This window comes from Desulforegula conservatrix Mb1Pa, from assembly GCF_000426225.1.
GTDB lineage: Bacteria > Desulfobacterota > Desulfobacteria > Desulfobacterales > Desulforegulaceae > Desulforegula > Desulforegula conservatrix.
Map to the genome: position 1 here is coordinate 137,888 of NZ_AUEY01000002.1, position 15,644 is coordinate 153,531.

Annotated in this window: 16 protein-coding genes; 7 read left to right on the forward strand and 9 right to left on the reverse strand. The window is 42.8% G+C overall.

Features of this window, described 5'->3' with window-relative positions; all coding sequences use genetic code 11:
- Positions 1-8: 8 nt before the first annotated feature.
- The 3 genes from tatC to sfsA all read right to left on the reverse strand — a co-directional run bounded on the left by tatC (position 9) and on the right by sfsA (position 1,931).
- A complete protein-coding gene (gene tatC, locus K245_RS0101640) occupies positions 9-794 on the reverse strand; it encodes a twin-arginine translocase subunit TatC (RefSeq protein ID WP_051283770.1) in 786 nt (261 codons plus the stop codon).
- Positions 781-1,080 carry a twin-arginine translocase TatA/TatE family subunit gene (tatA, locus tag K245_RS28450; RefSeq protein WP_027357915.1) on the reverse strand — a complete coding sequence of 100 codons (300 nt, stop codon included), beginning with the start codon at positions 1,078-1,080 and terminating at the stop codon, positions 781-783. Before tatA ends, tatC begins: the two co-directional genes overlap by 14 nt.
- A gap of 86 nt (positions 1,081-1,166) precedes the next feature.
- A complete protein-coding gene (sfsA, locus tag K245_RS0101650) occupies positions 1,167-1,931 on the reverse strand; it encodes a DNA/RNA nuclease SfsA (RefSeq protein ID WP_232223782.1) in 765 nt (254 codons plus the stop codon).
- A gap of 221 nt (positions 1,932-2,152) precedes the next feature.
- Here sfsA and K245_RS22595 point away from each other — a divergent pair, with 221 nt between their 5' ends.
- The 6 genes from K245_RS22595 (at position 2,153) to dsrP (ending at position 7,859) form a co-directional block, all read left to right on the forward strand.
- Positions 2,153-2,725 carry an RsbRD N-terminal domain-containing protein gene (locus K245_RS22595; RefSeq protein WP_051283772.1) on the forward strand — a complete coding sequence of 191 codons (573 nt, stop codon included), beginning with the start codon at positions 2,153-2,155 and terminating at the stop codon, positions 2,723-2,725.
- A gap of 139 nt (positions 2,726-2,864) precedes the next feature.
- Complete coding sequence (gene dsrM, locus K245_RS0101660) at positions 2,865-3,860, forward strand: sulfate reduction electron transfer complex DsrMKJOP subunit DsrM (protein WP_035276306.1); 996 nt, start codon at positions 2,865-2,867, stop codon at positions 3,858-3,860.
- Positions 3,861-3,863: 3 nt separating this feature from the next.
- On the forward strand, positions 3,864-5,477 hold the full coding sequence (gene dsrK, locus K245_RS0101665; protein WP_027357918.1) for a sulfate reduction electron transfer complex DsrMKJOP subunit DsrK: 1,614 nt from the start codon (positions 3,864-3,866) through the stop codon (positions 5,475-5,477).
- Complete coding sequence (gene dsrJ / locus K245_RS0101670; protein ID WP_027357919.1) at positions 5,470-5,868, forward strand: sulfate reduction electron transfer complex DsrMKJOP subunit DsrJ; 399 nt, start codon at positions 5,470-5,472, stop codon at positions 5,866-5,868. Before dsrK ends, dsrJ begins: the two co-directional genes overlap by 8 nt.
- Positions 5,865-6,692, forward strand: a complete 828-nt coding sequence (gene dsrO, locus K245_RS0101675) for a sulfate reduction electron transfer complex DsrMKJOP subunit DsrO (RefSeq protein WP_027357920.1) — start codon at positions 5,865-5,867, stop codon at positions 6,690-6,692. The genes dsrJ and dsrO overlap by 4 nt, the downstream gene beginning before the upstream one ends.
- A 9-nt stretch (positions 6,693-6,701) precedes the next feature.
- The gene (gene dsrP, locus K245_RS0101680; RefSeq protein ID WP_027357921.1) at positions 6,702-7,859 is read left to right on the forward strand and encodes a sulfate reduction electron transfer complex DsrMKJOP subunit DsrP; all 1,158 of its coding nucleotides are present in this window, start codon (positions 6,702-6,704) and stop codon (positions 7,857-7,859) included.
- Between the two features lie 81 nt (positions 7,860-7,940).
- Here dsrP and K245_RS0101685 read toward each other — a convergent pair whose 3' ends face one another.
- The 6 genes from K245_RS0101685 to pyrE all read right to left on the reverse strand — a co-directional run bounded on the left by K245_RS0101685 (position 7,941) and on the right by pyrE (position 12,928).
- Entirely contained in the window at positions 7,941-8,273 is a 333-nt protein-coding gene (locus K245_RS0101685; RefSeq protein ID WP_027357922.1) for a hypothetical protein, read from the reverse strand.
- A 152-nt stretch (positions 8,274-8,425) separates the two neighbouring features.
- On the reverse strand, positions 8,426-10,633 hold the full coding sequence (pabB, locus tag K245_RS22600; protein ID WP_035276307.1) for an aminodeoxychorismate synthase component I: 2,208 nt from the start codon (positions 10,631-10,633) through the stop codon (positions 8,426-8,428).
- The gene (locus K245_RS0101695) at positions 10,630-11,205 is read right to left on the reverse strand and encodes an anthranilate synthase component II (RefSeq protein ID WP_027357923.1); all 576 of its coding nucleotides are present in this window, start codon (positions 11,203-11,205) and stop codon (positions 10,630-10,632) included. Before K245_RS0101695 ends, pabB begins: the two co-directional genes overlap by 4 nt.
- Positions 11,206-11,316: 111 nt before the next feature.
- The gene (locus K245_RS27130; protein WP_084156090.1) at positions 11,317-11,670 is read right to left on the reverse strand and encodes an AzlD domain-containing protein; all 354 of its coding nucleotides are present in this window, start codon (positions 11,668-11,670) and stop codon (positions 11,317-11,319) included.
- Entirely contained in the window at positions 11,670-12,353 is a 684-nt protein-coding gene (locus K245_RS22605) for an AzlC family ABC transporter permease (protein ID WP_051283773.1), read from the reverse strand. Before K245_RS22605 ends, K245_RS27130 begins: the two co-directional genes overlap by 1 nt.
- A gap of 17 nt (positions 12,354-12,370) precedes the next feature.
- A complete protein-coding gene (pyrE, locus tag K245_RS0101715) occupies positions 12,371-12,928 on the reverse strand; it encodes an orotate phosphoribosyltransferase (RefSeq protein WP_027357925.1) in 558 nt (185 codons plus the stop codon).
- A 580-nt stretch (positions 12,929-13,508) separates the two neighbouring features.
- Here pyrE and speA point away from each other — a divergent pair.
- Complete coding sequence (speA, locus tag K245_RS0101725) at positions 13,509-15,428, forward strand: biosynthetic arginine decarboxylase (protein ID WP_027357927.1); 1,920 nt, start codon at positions 13,509-13,511, stop codon at positions 15,426-15,428.
- Positions 15,429-15,644: the final 216 nt, after the last annotated feature.

A 15,644-nucleotide genomic window follows, 5' to 3' on the forward strand; every position in this document is an offset into this window, starting at 1 on the left:
ACCTTCGATTATTCTTCAAAAACCTCGGCTTTATCATCTTCGTCTTGTTTTTGCCTTTCTTTGCCAAATATTTTTGCTCCGATAATGCTTATTTCATAGAGAATGAGAAGTGGGCCTGCCATTATGCACTGACTCATCACATCAGGACCAGGAGTAATAATTGCTGCTATGATAAAAATGATGATAACAGCATATTTCCTGTTTTTGCTCAGAAAACCCGGGCTTACAATTCCAAGCCTGGCCATTATAGTAACCACAAGAGGCATTTCGAAAACAGCACCAAATGCAAGAAGCATGAGGGACGCAAGACTCATGTACTCCTTCATGGAAGGTAATGCTTCAATATGCTCATTTGTAAAACTTAGAAAAAATTCAAATCCGAAAGGGAAAGCAGCAAAATAGCCGAAAAGTGCTCCTCCAATGAAAAAAAAGGCTGAAAGAAAAATTGCGGGGGCAAGAATTCTTTTTTCATGCTTATAAAGTCCTGGAGTCACAAACATCCAGAATTCGAAGGCCAAATATGGAAAGGCCAGCATGATGCCGGAAATCAAAGCTACTTTAAGATAAGTGAAAAAAGCTTCTGTGAGACCGGTAAATATGATCTTTCCATGATTGTTCATGGCCTTGAGAAGAGGAATCATGAGTATATTGAAGATTTCCTCTTTATAAAAATAGGAAATCCCGAAGCCGATCGCAATAGCGATGACACATCTCAGAAGCCGCCATCTTAGCTCTTCTAAATGAGCGGTAAAAGGAAGAGCCACGTTTTCATAATTTGAATCAGCATCCTGCATGATCATCCTCCGTGCAGGCATGTTTTTTTATTTCATCGGAAGGCTCGGAAGAAGGCATATCTTCGGAAACTGTAACTGTGTCGGTTTTTTTAGAATATTTTGTCTTATTCTCGACTTCGTCATCTTCGTCCAGGCCGATGGCAGTTTTAAGATCATTGGATGCTTTTTTGAATTCTCGAGCAGCCCTTCCAAGGGTTTTTGCAAGTTCAGGTAGCTTTTTTGGCCCAAGAACAATCATTGCCACAACAAATATCAGAAGCAGTTCCTGTATTCCTATTCCAAACATCTAAATCATTCCCCATTAAAAAATCTAAAAGTTACCTGTAAATACAAAAAAAAATGATAAAAAGCCATATATAATTCAGAGGTAATTCATAGCATTACAGGTATTTTATTGCGTATGTTTATGCCCTTCAGATCAATAAGCGTATCATAGGCGATAATTTCGACCCCATTAGCCACAGCTTTTCTAAGAGATTTCCCATAGGCTGGGTCAATATGGTCGGCCGGAGAGAAGCATTCGGAATCCATTCTCTGGACTATGAAAAGAATGACGCTCCTGAAGCCTTCATTTGCGAGCCTTTCAAGTTCCTCAACATGCTTTTTCCCTCTTGATGTAACGGCGTCCGGGAAGCAGGCTCGTCCCTCTTCAACATAAGTGCTGTTTTTTATTTCAATATAACAGGGCTTGCATTCATGCGAGCGCAAGCAAAGATCGAGTCTTGTTCCTTCCGAGGTGGTGATTTCCGGGATAATCTCCGAATACCCGGAAAGCTCCTGGATTAGTCCGTAAGTGATGGCATCTTTCACAAGTCTGTTCGGCAGTATTGCATTTACTCCTACCATGGAGCCGGGCATTTCAATAATTTCCCATGTACATGAAAGTTTACGCTTTGGATTTGCGCTTTCAGATATCCATACCCCCATGCCTGGTTCGGAACATGTCTTCATTGATCCGGAGTTTGGGCAGTGTGCAGTAATTATTGTTCCGTCGTCCAGTTTGATATCTGCAAGAAATCTTTTATATCTTTTAACCAGAATGCCTGGAATGAGTTTTGGCCATCTGATCAGTCTGTACGAAACGGACAGATCAATAAATGCAGGGGATAAAATTTTGTAAACAGGCTTCGGATTCAAATATATTCAATCTTGTTTGGAAATAGGTACAACATCGTGTGCATTTTCAGTATTCAAAAAGTTCAGATGTGCTTGAAAATCAAGAAAATACAAGGGAGTTTAGCCTTGACACATCTATGTGAAATGACTATAGACAGATTTTTATATAATAGGCATAAATGTTTGCCTGGCAAGATCTGACCCGCAATTTATCATAAGAAATCATTGATTGAAGGATGGGTATGTCGCTGAAGGAGTTTTTTAAAAAAAACCAGGATTACATAATGCAAAAATGGTTCGACAAAATTGTCAGAACCTATGATAGCGACACCGCCAGATTTCTTGCAAATGAAAAAGATCAGTTCTCCAATCCTGTAGGAGCCGCTATCAGGCAGAGCCTGACAGACAGTCTGAAAATTCTTGCGGACGGGAATCAGGATGAAAATGCCATGAGAGCCGCGCTGGATCCCATGATAAGAATAAGGGCCGTTCAGGATTTTACAGCATCCAGAGCTGTTTCCATCGTTTTTTTGATAAAGCCCGTACTTCGGGAACTCATAGCAAAAAACCAGAAAAAACCAGATCTGAACCAGTCAGAGATAGAATCTTTAGAAAACCATCTTGATATGCTTTTTCTTTCCTCATTTGACGTTTTTATGGGCTGCAGGGAGCAAATATATGGTTTTAAAGCCAGTCATGTGAAAGACAGAACAAAGAAGCTGCTTCAAAAAGCAGGGCTTCTGGCCGAGGTGCCTGAGGTGGGAACGGAAATAATCCCACATGATGTATATAAGCAGAGTTTCGGTAATAATTAGTTTGTGGCACAAAGCTTTTTTTTCGTGTGCGCTCTTTCCTGCAAATACCCGGGTGCAGATGGAAAGCGCGTCAGACGGAAGATCTGGCTTTGGCTTTAAAGTTAACAATATTAACAAGGGCCGGAGAGTGAGGTAAGTAATGAACTTGCAAATCGTTTTTCCCCTGCTGACGGTATTGGTTCTGGGAATGGTAGCCTACGTCGGTGGAACGTCCGGCGGTCTGCAGTCAGTTTTCGGAATTATTATTCCGTACGCAGCCGTCATCATTTTCATCGCGGGCGTCGTGAAAAAAGTCCTGGGATGGCTCAAGTCACCTGTGCCGTTCAGGATTCCGACCACCTGTGGTCAGCAAAAATCCCTGCCGTGGATTGAACAGAACAAGATAGACAACCCTTCTGATAAAAAAGGCGTTGTGCTGAGAATGCTTTTTGAGGTTCTTTTGTTCAGATCCCTGTTCAGAAACACCAAAAACTCAATTAAAGAAGGCAGACTCGTTTTCGAGTTGGAGATCTGGCTTTGGCTTTTTGGTTTGATTTTCCATTATTCCTTTTTTACAGTTCTCGTACGTCATTTCCGTTTTTTCCTTGAGCCAGTTCCGGGACTTCTCAAGATGGTTGAAGCGCTTGACGGTTTTCTCCAGATCGGCCTGCCTGGAGTTCTCATGTCCGGAGTGCTTCTGCTTGGTGCTGCCTGCTATCTTCTTGCAAGGCGCCTTACTATTCCACAGGTAAAATACATTTCACTTGCTGCAGACTATTTCCCGCTCTTCCTCATTATAGGAATAGCTGGAACCGGAATCTTCATGCGCTATGTATCCCATGTGGATATCACCGTAATCAAGGAACTCACCATGGGTCTCGTTACATTCAGTCCTGTGATTCCAGCGGGAGTTTCTGCTGTTTTCTACATTCATCTTTTCTTTGTGTCAGTGCTTCTGGCTTATTTTCCGTTCAGCAAGCTCATGCATGCAGGCGGCGTATTCCTTAGCCCGACAAGAAATCTGCCAAACGACAGCCGCATGAAACGGCATATTAATCCGTGGAATCCGAAGCTCAAGTTTGTAACCTATGAAGATTACGAGAACGAGTTCAGGGAAAAAATGATTGAAGCTGGACTCCCAGTGGAAAAGGAGTAAGAAATGGCAACCCCAAAAGCGGATCAACTGCTGAATTCAATAGACAAGAAGCCGCCCAAGAAGTCCTGGATGGACATTCCGGCTGATATGTCTGACGGAAAGTTCTGCTTTCCTTCAAAACCCAAGAATCTTGAGTATCTTCATTTCCCGAATCCCAGAGAATGGTCTCCGTCCGATGAGGACTGGAAACTTCCGGAGAATTGGCAGGAAATAGTACACAAAGCCTTCAAGGAGAGACTCGACAAATATCGTTCCCTGAAGATTTTCATGGATGTGTGCGTTCGTTGCGGAGCATGCGCTGACAAATGCCATTTCTACATCGGATCAGGCGATCCAAAAAATATGCCTGTTCTGAGAGCAGAACTCATGCGTTCCATTTACCGCAATGATTTCACCCTCGCCGGAAAAATTCTGGGCAAATTCGCCGGAGCCAGAAAGATGACCAAAGAAGTCATCAAGGAATGGTTCGCTTATTTCTATCAGTGTACTGAATGCCGTCGTTGTTCAGTTTTTTGTCCATACGGCATTGATACGGCAGAAATCACCATGATGGCCCGTGAAATTCTTCATGAGCTTGGAATAAGCATACACTGGATCATGGAGCCTGTTGCAAACTGCTCCAAGACCGGTAACCATCTCGGTATCCAGCCCCAGAACTACAAGGAAATCATCGAGTTTTTCTGCGATGATCTTGAAGATATTACAGGCAAGAGAATTGAGCCAACCTTCAACCGCAAGGGTGCGGAGGTTCTTTTCATCACTCCGTCTGGCGATGCTTTTGCAGATCCTGGAACATATTCATACATGGGCTATCTGCTTCTTTTCGAAGCGATCGGTCTTGACTACACAATCAGTACCTACGCTTCGGAAGGCGGTAACTTTGGTCTCTTCACATCATCTGACATGATGAAGAAGCTCAATGCCAAGATGTACCATGAAGCTGAACGTCTGGGAGTAAAATGGATACTCGGCGGCGAGTGCGGTCATATGTGGCGAGTAATAAATCAGTATATGGAAACCATGAATGGCCCTGCTAATTTCCTTGAAGTTCCTAAGTCTCCGATAACAGGCACTGTATTTGAAAACGCTAAATCCACAAAAATGGTTCATATAGCGGAATTCACAGCAGACCTTATCCGTCACAACAAGCTCAAGCTCGATCCTTCAAGAAACGATAAACATATCGTTACCTATCATGATTCATGCAACCCTGCCAGAGGCATGGGTATGCTGGACGAGCCAAGAGAAGTTCTGAAAGCTGTATGTAATAATTTCCATGACATGCCTGCAAATACCATCAGGGAAAACACCTTCTGCTGCGGCAGCGGTAGTGGTCTCAACACAGAGGAAATCATGGAAATACGCCTTAGAGGCGGACTTCCAAGAGCAAATGCAGTCAAATATGTCCATGACAAATACGGCGTCAACATGCTGGCCTGCGTATGCGCCATCGACAGAGCTGTTCTTCCTCCTCTCATGAATTACTGGGTGCCTGGAGTTTCGGTAACCGGTCTGCATGAACTTGTCGGAAACGCTTTGATACTTGACGGTGAAATAGAACGCGAAACCAACCTGCGTGGTGAGCCTTTGAGAGATGAGGAGGAAGGCGATGAATGATAAAAAAATAGCCATAGCAGGCCTGACGGTCTTTATTGTTCTTTTTACTCTGCCTTTCTGGTGGAATATGGCCAAGGCAAAGCCTGCTCCAAAGCCTGTCATCAGTGATAAGGCAAGGGCAGCCGGAGCATGTATAGAATCCAAGGATGTCATGGCAAAGAGCCATATGAAGCTTCTCGATGAATGGCGTGTACTCGCAGTTCGTGAAGGCAAGCGTACCTTTGTCAACAGCAAGGGTGTTGAGCATAATGTCAGCTTTTCAACAGGAGAGAATTCATGTCTTGGATGCCATAACAACAAGGCCGAATTCTGTGACAAATGCCATACTTATGCCAATGTTACTCCTTACTGCTGGGACTGCCATCTTGACCAGAAGGAGAGTGCGAAATGAAAAACAGCAGACGTGAATTTATAAAAGTTGCAGGTATATCTGCTTTGGGCGTAGCTGCCGCTTCTCCGGTGCTGAATGCTTTGGCCTCAGGCGGTGAAGTAGCCCATGAAGAGAAAAAAGTGGTTGTAAAGGAAGAATCATCGGTTGATTCTCCTTACAAGACAAATAAGAGCGCTATTCATGGAGCTCGCTGGGGTATGGTAATAAACACCAGTATGATAGACGCTAAAAAAGCGGCTAAGATAACTGCCGTATGCCATGCAATCCACAATGTTCCCGAGATTCCGAACAAGAAGCAGGAAATCAAGTGGATATGGCCTGACAAGTTCGAGCATGTATTTCCAGACAAGGAAGATCCATACCTTGCTGAAAAATTCAAAGAAATGCCTGTAATGGCTCTCTGTAACCATTGCGACAATCCTCCTTGTGTCAGGGCTTGCCCAACCAAGGCCACCTTCAAGAACAGCGAAGGTATCGTAATGATGGATTTTCACCGTTGCATAGGTTGCCGTTTCTGTATGGCTGCTTGTCCTTATGGCTCAAGAAGCTTCAACTTCAGTGATCCGAGAAAATTCCTTGACCCAGCAAAGATTGATCCTGCTTTCCCAACACGCATGAAGGGTGTTGTGGAAAAATGTAATCTTTGTGCTGAGCGTCTTGCCATAGGCAAGATTCCTGCATGTGTTGAGGCATCTGAAGGCGCCATCGTTTTTGGCGATCTGGCTGATCCTAAGTCAGAAGTCAGGAAGCTTCTTAATTCCAACTTCACCATCAGACGTAAGGAAGCCCTTGGCACTCTTCCGTCTGTATATTACATCATATAGAGGTGACAAATGCTTGAAACAGCCATAAAAGGAAGCAAGAAATACTGGATCTGGTTGCTTGTGCTTGCCACCATCGCCGGAATAGGGTTTCTGGCTTATATGAGACAGTTCCAGCTGGGTCTCGGTGTTACAGGTATGAGCCGTGACGTTTCCTGGGGTTTTTATATTGCCCAGTTTACCTTTCTTGTCGGGGTTGCAGCTGGTGGTGTAATGGTGGTTCTTCCATACTACCTGCATGACTACAAGAAATTCGGCAGAATTACGGTTCTCGGCGAATTTTTAGCTGTCGCAGCTCTTATCATGTGTCTGCTTTTCATCGTGGTCGACCTTGGTCAGCCAATGAGAATTCTTAATGTGTGGCTTTATCCCACACCTGGCTCGGTTCTTTTCTGGGATACCCTGGTTTTGAACGGCTATCTCCTGCTTAACATAATAATAGGCTGGAAAGTTCTTGAAGCAGAGCGCAATGGCGTGGCTCCAGCAAAATGGACAAAGGTTCTCAGCTATATTTCTATTCCTTTTGCCATAAGCATCCATACTGTTACAGCGTTTCTTTACTGCGGTCTTCCAGGAAGACATTTCTGGCTCACAGCAGTTCTTGCTCCACGATTTCTTGCCTCAGCGTTTGCAGCAGGACCGGCATTTTTGATTCTTCTTTGCTATCTTGTACGCAAATTCACCAAATTTGATCCAGGCGAAGAAGCAATCAAGACCCTTGCAAAGATTGTATGCTATGCAATCATCATCAATGTGTTCTTTTTCTTTTGCGAGGCTTTTGTCGTTTATTACAGCCAGATTCCGGATCACACAGTACATTTTAACTATCTCTTCTTCGGAAGTCATGGTGCCAACAGCCTTGTGCCATGGATGAGAACGTCTCTTATTCTCATGGTTGGCTCAGCAATTCTTCTTGTTATTCCAAAGTTCCGCAATAACCTGAAGATTCTTCCTGTTCTGTGCCTCATGGTTTTTGCAGGAACATGGATAGACAAAGGTCTTGGCATGATCTCGGGCGGTTTTGTTCCTTCGCCAATGCACATCTACACTGAATATGCTCCGACCAGAACCGAGCTTCTGATCACCTTTGGCATATTTTCAATAGGTTTTATTGTCCTTACTGTTCTTTTTAAAATGGCTGCTTCCATTAAGGAAGAAGTCAAAGGATAATCAATCTGTCTTAAAATAAAAAGCCGGCTACCTAATGGCAGCCGGCTTTTTTATTTTCATTTCCATGCGAATGAGTCTGTTTTACGCTTGGATTCCTTGAACAAAGAACTTCTGATCCGTCTTTTTATTGGTAATTTTAATACTAATCCTGTAATCGCCCGTTTTTAGATCCTGTGGTAGATTATTGGCGTTGCTTACCATCAGTACAAGCACGGTGCTTCCCAGTGGATCCACATTTGTCCTGCCAATATGTCTTCTGTCATCAGGTCCATCAGGTACTTGTTTGCGACCTTTTCTCGCAGGTCTCATGTCCAGAATTTTAGCGTCAATCAAGTTTTCCTTTTTAGGATTTGCCCTTACAGGATTCTCCGCTACTTTTGTCGCTGGCATTACGCCTATTATAATATCTACCATCAGAAAGCCTCCTTGCTTAAGTTATTTCTCCTTTTCTGTACATCGGCAGAAAGGCGGATAACTTTAGAAAGACATTAAATCGCTATTGATTGAGCGAGCTGAGATGAGAATAAATGCATTCGATGATTGTAGATTCTGAGTCTATTTGATAATCAGGAACGGATTGCTGTTTCAATTTTTTTTGCAAAATCGGGATCAGAAATAATCTTTATTCCGTTTACAGAAAGAACAGCAACAGCTCCCATAAGGGCATTAGTAATAAAAACCGAGGACATTTCAAAAAGATCCTCGGCCTTTAATCTTTCTTCACTTATGGAATAACCCCAATCCGTAAGTATTTTCAAAACATTTTTTTCCATGACTCCGGGAAGTCTGTTTGAATATGGTGGAATCAGGACTTTTTTGTCTTTTATGGCAATGATATTGGCGGTGTTGGTTTCAAGGACATAGCCTTCTGAATCAAGTATGATTGCTTCATCCGCGCCCTGTTCGGAGACTTTTCTTCCTGCCGCGTCATAAAATATTCTGGATATTGTCTTTAGTTCGGCAAATGGACTTGTCTGCGGTTTATCATAGATGACCGTATCGACGCCCCTTTTATTGATAGAAACAAGTCTGTGAACATAAGGCCTTGCCAGTATGCTCAAAAAATAACCTGGCGATTTTGATGTAGCATAAACCGATACTCTGACCCGTGCTGGTTTCTGCATTAGCCTGTTTTTTTCAAGAAGCTTATTTATAATGTCTTCATATGAGATGGCAGGAGCAGGCGTTTCAGGAGCATGAGTAAATATCTGGTTCCAGGCTTTCAGAAATCTTTCAAGATGATCTTCAAGAAAGAAAATATTACCATTTTCCGCATATATTGTTTCAAAAAAACCTACTCCATTTGCTCCTGGGTCAGAAATCCTCAAAAAAGGGACTGAATCCGACATGAAGAACCCGTTCAGCCACATGAGATAATCTTTTTCATTTTTTTCATTCCCTGAACAAAGAGCCTTCATGATAGTTCCTGCCTTGTGAAGGGTTTCTTCATATTCTGACTTTGGATCTGAATCAAATACTACCCCGCCTCCAGCAGAAAAATAGATTTTTTCATTCTTAATGACGCATGTTCTTATTGCCACAGAAAGATCAAGGCTGTCATTGAATCCTATATAGCCGATTGAGCCTGTATAAATATGACGGCCTACTGGTTCAAGTTCGTCTATTATTTCCATGGATCTGATCTTGGGGCATCCTGTTATTGATCCTGCCGGGAAAACAGCCTTTAGAAAATCAACGGAATCATAACCATCTTCAAGTTCTGCAACTATGCTCGAGAAAAGATGATGGACATTTTCATAGGATTCCATATCCTTATGGGCTTTCACCTTTACAGATCCGGGTTTTGCAATCCTTCCGAAATCATTTCTCATGAGATCGACTATCATGGAAAGCTCTGCATCGTCTTTAGGGCTGGTTAAAAGATCTTGGCGAATTTTTTCATCTTGTTCGATGTCTGATTTTCTTGGCCTTGTTCCTTTGATAGGCCTTGTTTCAATTTTTGAGCCTCTTCTTGATACGAATCTCTCTGGAGAAGTTGAAACTATTGAATGATCGCCAGCATTTATATAGGCAAAAAATGATGCCGGATTAGAGCTGTAATAATCCTTAAACAGTTTGAAGGAATCGCCTTTGAATTCAGCTTCAAATCTCTGGGAAAGATTGACCTGATAGACATCTCCGGCAGAAATCAGCTCTTTTATCTCAGATACGGCTTTTTTATATGTTTCTTCGGTAAAAACAGATTTCATGTTTTTGGCCGAGTAAGATGTGCGTTCAGAAGAGTCATTATTCAGATTTAAATCAAACCAGTTTCTTAAATAATCATGGGTTTCGGAATTTTCGGAATCAGTTTCAATGGTATGAATCAGAATTTTTCCGGTTTTAATATTCTCGACAAGAATGATGGAAGGAGCGCAAAGATAAAGATCAGGAAGATTGAGATCGTCCATTGCAGTATTCGGGATATTTTCAAGAATTCTGCAAAGATCATATGCAAGATAGCCAAAAAGGCCTGAATTCACTGGATTGAAGTCTGATTCTAAGTGGTATTTCCCAAGTACTATTCTTAGAATGTCAAAGGGATTTGCCTTGATTTCCTGCTTTTGAGGATGCAGGCTGATTCTTGTTCCTTTTGATGAAATGGTCAGCCAGGGTTTTAAGCCGAGGATATTGTACTCAGATGCACTGCCGGACTTGCTTCCAAGGAGAAATACAGTGCCTGCTATATCCCGAAAACAGCCTGCTATATTTATCAGCGCCTTGTCTGTGATCAGTTCCTTTGTGAGAATTTCTTTAATTTCAGGCAGAATCATGTTTTTTTGCCAGCATTTAGAAAATTGTCGATCAGGATATCACCATGTTCAGTCATGAAGCTCTCCGGATGAAACTGCGCACCAAAAACAGGGAGGTTTTTATGCTTTACGCCCATGATAACACCGTCTTCGGTTTTTGCGGTAATTTCTGTCGTTTCATCATTGGGTTCCACAATGAGTGAATGGTATCTTGCAGCTTTAAAGGGCGTCGGAATTGATTCAAAAAGGTCTTTTGTATTATGAAAAACAAGACTGGTTTTTCCGTGGACAGGAAGGGCGGCTCTTATTGTTTTTCCTCCAAAAAATTCTGCGATGCACTGCATGCCTAAACATACGCCAAGAACCGGGATTCTGTTATGGAAGAATTCAATCATACCTATGCTGCAACCTGAATCAGCCGGAGTCTTTGGGCCAGGGCTAATTAGCAGATGAGAAGGATCAATCATTTGGGCTTCGTTGATATTAATTTCATTATTTCTTTTGACAATTGTTTCAACTCCCTTTGCCTTGAACATCTGAACCAAATTAAAGGTAAAGGAATCGAAGTTGTCTATTACGAGAAGTCTTTTCATTTATACTCCGTTTCTTATGTGTGGAAGAAAAGTATTTACAGCTTAATTTGGAGTATTAGAAGGATATTTTGAATCAGAAGAAATGATTTTGTTTGATGATGTGAAATGTTTTTATATGGAACATCCAAAAAGAAAAATAGTAAGCCCATAAGCTCCTATTCCAGAAAGAGTTGAAAAAACGATATTCTTGCGGAAACCGTAAGCAGCCGCGGTCATGAAAACTCCTGCAACTGTGGCCATCAAAGATTTGAGATCAGGCATTGCAGATGACCGTGGCACGACTGAAACCAGAAAAAGCGAAATAATGGCGGACGGCCCCACTGCCTTTATCCATGCTGCGCTCGAATTTTCAGGAGAAAAAAAGGACGCTAATTTCCGGCTTGTGCTCAGCCAGGTTGGAACGAATCTGAGGCTGTAGGTTATGGCGGTTGATACTATTATCATTGTGAAAAAATCTTCGCGCATCAGTCTTTCTTTCCAAAAAGTGCTGAAGAGGTTATTCCGCTTACTATTCCTGCTATGACCGCTGCGGAAGTAAATCCTAAATACTGTAGAACTATCACCGGAACGGCAGTTGCTGCAAGCATGGCAACATTTTTTGAATCATATATGCTCAGAAACAGAGAAAGGAAAAGGGCTGGCAAGGCAAACGAGAGGGTTGATTCTATCACTGGATAATTCTTGAGAATCTGATCGCCAAGGATAGCGCCAATGGCCGTTCCTGAAATCCATGAAAGATAAGCTCCTGTTTCAAGTCCTGCTGTCCAGGAGAGTCTTTCATCTTCAATAATGGAATTTGATTTTACGAGGGAGGTAGCATATACTTCGTCTGTTATTCCAAAAGAAATCAGGGGCAGAAGATATCTTTTTTCAGGCTTTGTTTTTGAAAAAAGGGATGGCCCGTAAAAAATATGCCTGAGATTTATCAGAAACATGATCAGGCTTGCCATTGCAATGCCTGTACCCGTATTCCAGAGGGCCACAAGCATAAACTGGCTTGCGCCCGCAAAAACAAGAATTGAGGCCATTATCGCCTCAATCGGATCAAGCCCCATTTTGACAGAAGTAACACCAAAAGCTATTGCCACGGGAATATATCCCATGGCTATTACAAGGCTCTGGCCGAGTCCTTTTATAAAAATTTTCATTGAAACAGACCCGATAATTATGGCTTTTTCGCCATTGCCACAAGCTCTTCCCTTGTTACCAGGGCAACAGCGTCTTTTACATGCTGTCTTATATTCCCCATTCCGCCTTCCTGACGGTCAACAAGGACGATCACGCGGGCAACTTCCATTCCTTCTTCCCTTGCCCTTTCAATGGCTGAAATTGTAGAGCCTCCGGTTGTTGCCACGTCATCGATGATTACGACCCTGTCACCTTTCTGAAGATCACCTTCTATCCATTTTGAAATCCCGTGATCCTTTTTGGTCTTTCTTATGGAAAAGGCGCTTACTGGCTGTCCTTTGATCTCGGAAACAAAGGCTGTGGCCATTGCTATGGGGTCTGCGCCAAAGGTGAGGCCTCCGACTCCGCGGGGATTGGCGCCCCTTATGGCATCAAAAACAAGATTGCCTATCAGATACATTCCTCTGGGGCTCAGGGTTGTTGGCTTGCAATTGACATAAAAATCGCTCATCTTGCCTGAAACAAGTTTGAAAACAGGTTCGTCCGAGGTCTTTACAGACTTTTCACACAGAATCCTTAAGAGTTCTTCTTTCATTATTTGCCCCTGATCGAATAATTATTTTTGACAAGGTAGCAAAAAGTCCGATTTTCGTCATTCCTGAGCAGGCCTGGATCCAGAAGTATTTGAAAATACTGGATACCCCATCAAGTCCTGCATGACATAGAAATCCTTTTATGGCTTTTTGCGAGATCATCATTTTTAATGCGTTGCGCAATATTGTTTTGAAAAACCTCCATCCGGGAAAAATTTTTTGATTGGGATGGATGGAGGTTTTTGACAAGGAAAACCGTTTTGCAGCCACCCCTGTACAGATGTGCTTTTATCAGGTAATATCCGGGTGGTCAATCTTTCATAAAAAACCTGGGAGCACGGGAAATATGTTTATGTGAATAAAATTCAAATCATTATATAATTCGAACTTGACCCCTGGATAATAATGATTTATCTGCTCCTTTCATTCTTAAAATTTTCTTTTTAAGTTCGTGCTTTTATTATGCTGTGTTCCTGTCAAGAACCCAGATTTTTGGTAAAAAGCTGGCAGAAAGAAATCTGTCCACAACCAATTAAACCCTCAGTCGGCCCCGCCGCAAAAACCTTGTGAGGATTATAAGAATTGATAAAAAAAGACACCCTGGAACGCTGGACTATTGAAAAGTCAGCAGACATTTACGGAATTCAGAACTGGGGAGCAGGTTATTTTGACATCTCGCAAAATGGAGAGGTTGTAATTACCCCTTTTCCAGAACGTAAAGAAATCGCCATAAGCATTCCGTCCATAATTGATGGCATGCGAGAGCGAGGAATGGGAATGCCTTTGCTTTTGAGAATCGAAAACATTCTTGATTCTCAGATTTCAAATCTTCATGACGCTTTTTACAGGGCCATCAAACACGTTGGTTATAAAGGCCAGTACAGAGGTGTTTATCCTATAAAGGTCAACCAGCAGAAACAGGTTGTGGAAAAGATATCTGACTTCGGCAGGCGTTATCATTATGGCCTCGAAGCGGGCTCAAAGGCTGAACTCATAGCGGCGCTCTCTTTTTTCAAGGATCCCGAGGCATGCCTCATCTGCAATGGTTACAAAGATGAAGAGTTTGTGGATATCGCACTCTACGCAAGAAAAATGGGCTTTAAATGCTTCATCGTTGTGGAAATGCCCAGCGAGCTTGAACTCATAATGGAAAGATCAAGAATTCTTGACGTAAAACCTCTCATCGGCGTCAGAATCAAGCTGGCTTCAAGGGCTGGCGGTCACTGGACAGAATCCGGCGGCGACAGAAGCATATTCGGACTCAACACAACCCAGGTAATAGGCCTGGTCGATGTATTGAGGCAGCATGACATGCTCGACTGTCTCCAGTTGCTTCATTATCATCTTGGTTCCCAGATTCCTAATATACGCGATATAAGAAACGCGGTGCTGGAAGCCTGCCGCATTTATACAGGCCTTGTTGATGAAGGCGCAGCCATGGGATACCTTGACCTTGGGGGGGGGCTTGCGGTCGATTATGACGGATCTCATACCAATTTCAAAAGCAGTCGTAACTACACCCATGACGAGTACTGCGCGGATATAATAGAAACGGTCATGAGCACAATGGATGAGAAGGATATTACTCATCCCACAATAATTACGGAGTCAGGCAGGGCCATAGTCGCATATTATTCGCTTCTGCTTTTCAATATTCTGGATGTCAGCAGACTCGATCCTTTTCCTTTCCTTGACAATCTTCCCAATGATCTTCCGGATGTAATAGCGAACCTGCTTGATGTACTTCATTCCGTAAATGTCAGAAACATTCAGGAATGTTTTAACGACGCCATTTATTATAGGGATGAAATCAGAACCAGATTCAAACATGGTGACATAACCCTGCGTGAAAGGTCTCTTGGCGAGAATATTTTCTGGCACACCATTCACTCAATTTCAGAAGAAACAAAAAACCTGAAATACATACCAAGCGATCTGAAAGATTTAAACAGTGCTCTTTGCGATATTTATTACGCAAACATGAGCGTATTCCAGTCACTTCCGGACTCCTGGGCCATTGATCATCTTTTTCCGGTTATGCCTGTTCACAGACTCGAGGAAATGCCCACACGTCAGGGAATCATTGCTGACATCACATGTGACTGCGACGGCAAGATCGACAAATTCATAGACCTTCACGGAGTTCGAAGGGCTCTTCCTCTCCATGACCTGAAGGAAAACGAAGAATACTACCTCGGCACATTTCTTGTCGGAGCCTATCAGGAAACCCTGGGAGACCTTCACAACCTTTTCGGAGACACAAACGTCGTAAGCGTCAGAATTCATGCTGACGGCACCTATGACTTTGTCAAGGAGCATGAGGGTGATTCTGTCGCAGACATCCTTACCTATGTTGAATATGATCCTAAATCCATGCTCAACAGGCTGAGGGAAACAGCCGAGCAGGCTGTAAGGGATGAAAAAATATCTGTTCCTGACAGATTGCAGATTCTGAAGGCATATGAATCAGGCCTCAGAGGATATACTTATTACGAAAGATAATCAGCATTAATAGTTGACAAGGTCGCAAAAAGTCCGATTCTCGTCATTCCGGCATAGGCCGGAATCCAGAAGTGGCTGAAATTGCAAAGATGCAGGATCAGGTTCGGCATGACGCTAAAGCCTTTTTTTGACTTTTTTGCGAGTCCATCAACAGATGCCTGATCAGTGCCATGGCGCTGATCAGGCTTTTATAAATACCATTTGCTTTTCACCCCA

Excerpts from the sequence above, each read along its gene's own strand:
- K245_RS27130 (WP_084156090.1), bottom strand. The coding sequence starts at position 11,670 with ATGCGCGAAGATTTTTTCACAATGATAATAGTATCAACCGCCATAACC.
- dsrO (WP_027357920.1), top strand. The coding sequence starts at position 5,865 with ATGAAAAACAGCAGACGTGAATTTATAAAAGTTGCAGGTATATCTGCT.
- dsrP (WP_027357921.1), top strand. The coding sequence starts at position 6,702 with ATGCTTGAAACAGCCATAAAAGGAAGCAAGAAATACTGGATCTGGTTG.
- tatC (WP_051283770.1), bottom strand. The coding sequence starts at position 794 with ATGCAGGATGCTGATTCAAATTATGAAAACGTGGCTCTTCCTTTTACC.
- K245_RS22605 (WP_051283773.1), bottom strand. The coding sequence starts at position 12,353 with ATGAAAATTTTTATAAAAGGACTCGGCCAGAGCCTTGTAATAGCCATG.
- K245_RS0101695 (WP_027357923.1), bottom strand. The coding sequence starts at position 11,205 with ATGAAAAGACTTCTCGTAATAGACAACTTCGATTCCTTTACCTTTAAT.
- tatA (WP_027357915.1), bottom strand. The coding sequence starts at position 1,080 with ATGTTTGGAATAGGAATACAGGAACTGCTTCTGATATTTGTTGTGGCA.
- K245_RS22595 (WP_051283772.1), top strand. The coding sequence starts at position 2,153 with ATGTCGCTGAAGGAGTTTTTTAAAAAAAACCAGGATTACATAATGCAA.
- dsrM (WP_035276306.1), top strand. The coding sequence starts at position 2,865 with ATGAACTTGCAAATCGTTTTTCCCCTGCTGACGGTATTGGTTCTGGGA.
- pabB (WP_035276307.1), bottom strand. The coding sequence starts at position 10,633 with ATGATTCTGCCTGAAATTAAAGAAATTCTCACAAAGGAACTGATCACA.
- pyrE (WP_027357925.1), bottom strand. The coding sequence starts at position 12,928 with ATGAAAGAAGAACTCTTAAGGATTCTGTGTGAAAAGTCTGTAAAGACC.
- dsrJ (WP_027357919.1), top strand. The coding sequence starts at position 5,470 with ATGAATGATAAAAAAATAGCCATAGCAGGCCTGACGGTCTTTATTGTT.
- K245_RS0101685 (WP_027357922.1), bottom strand. The coding sequence starts at position 8,273 with ATGGTAGATATTATAATAGGCGTAATGCCAGCGACAAAAGTAGCGGAG.
- dsrK (WP_027357918.1), top strand. The coding sequence starts at position 3,864 with ATGGCAACCCCAAAAGCGGATCAACTGCTGAATTCAATAGACAAGAAG.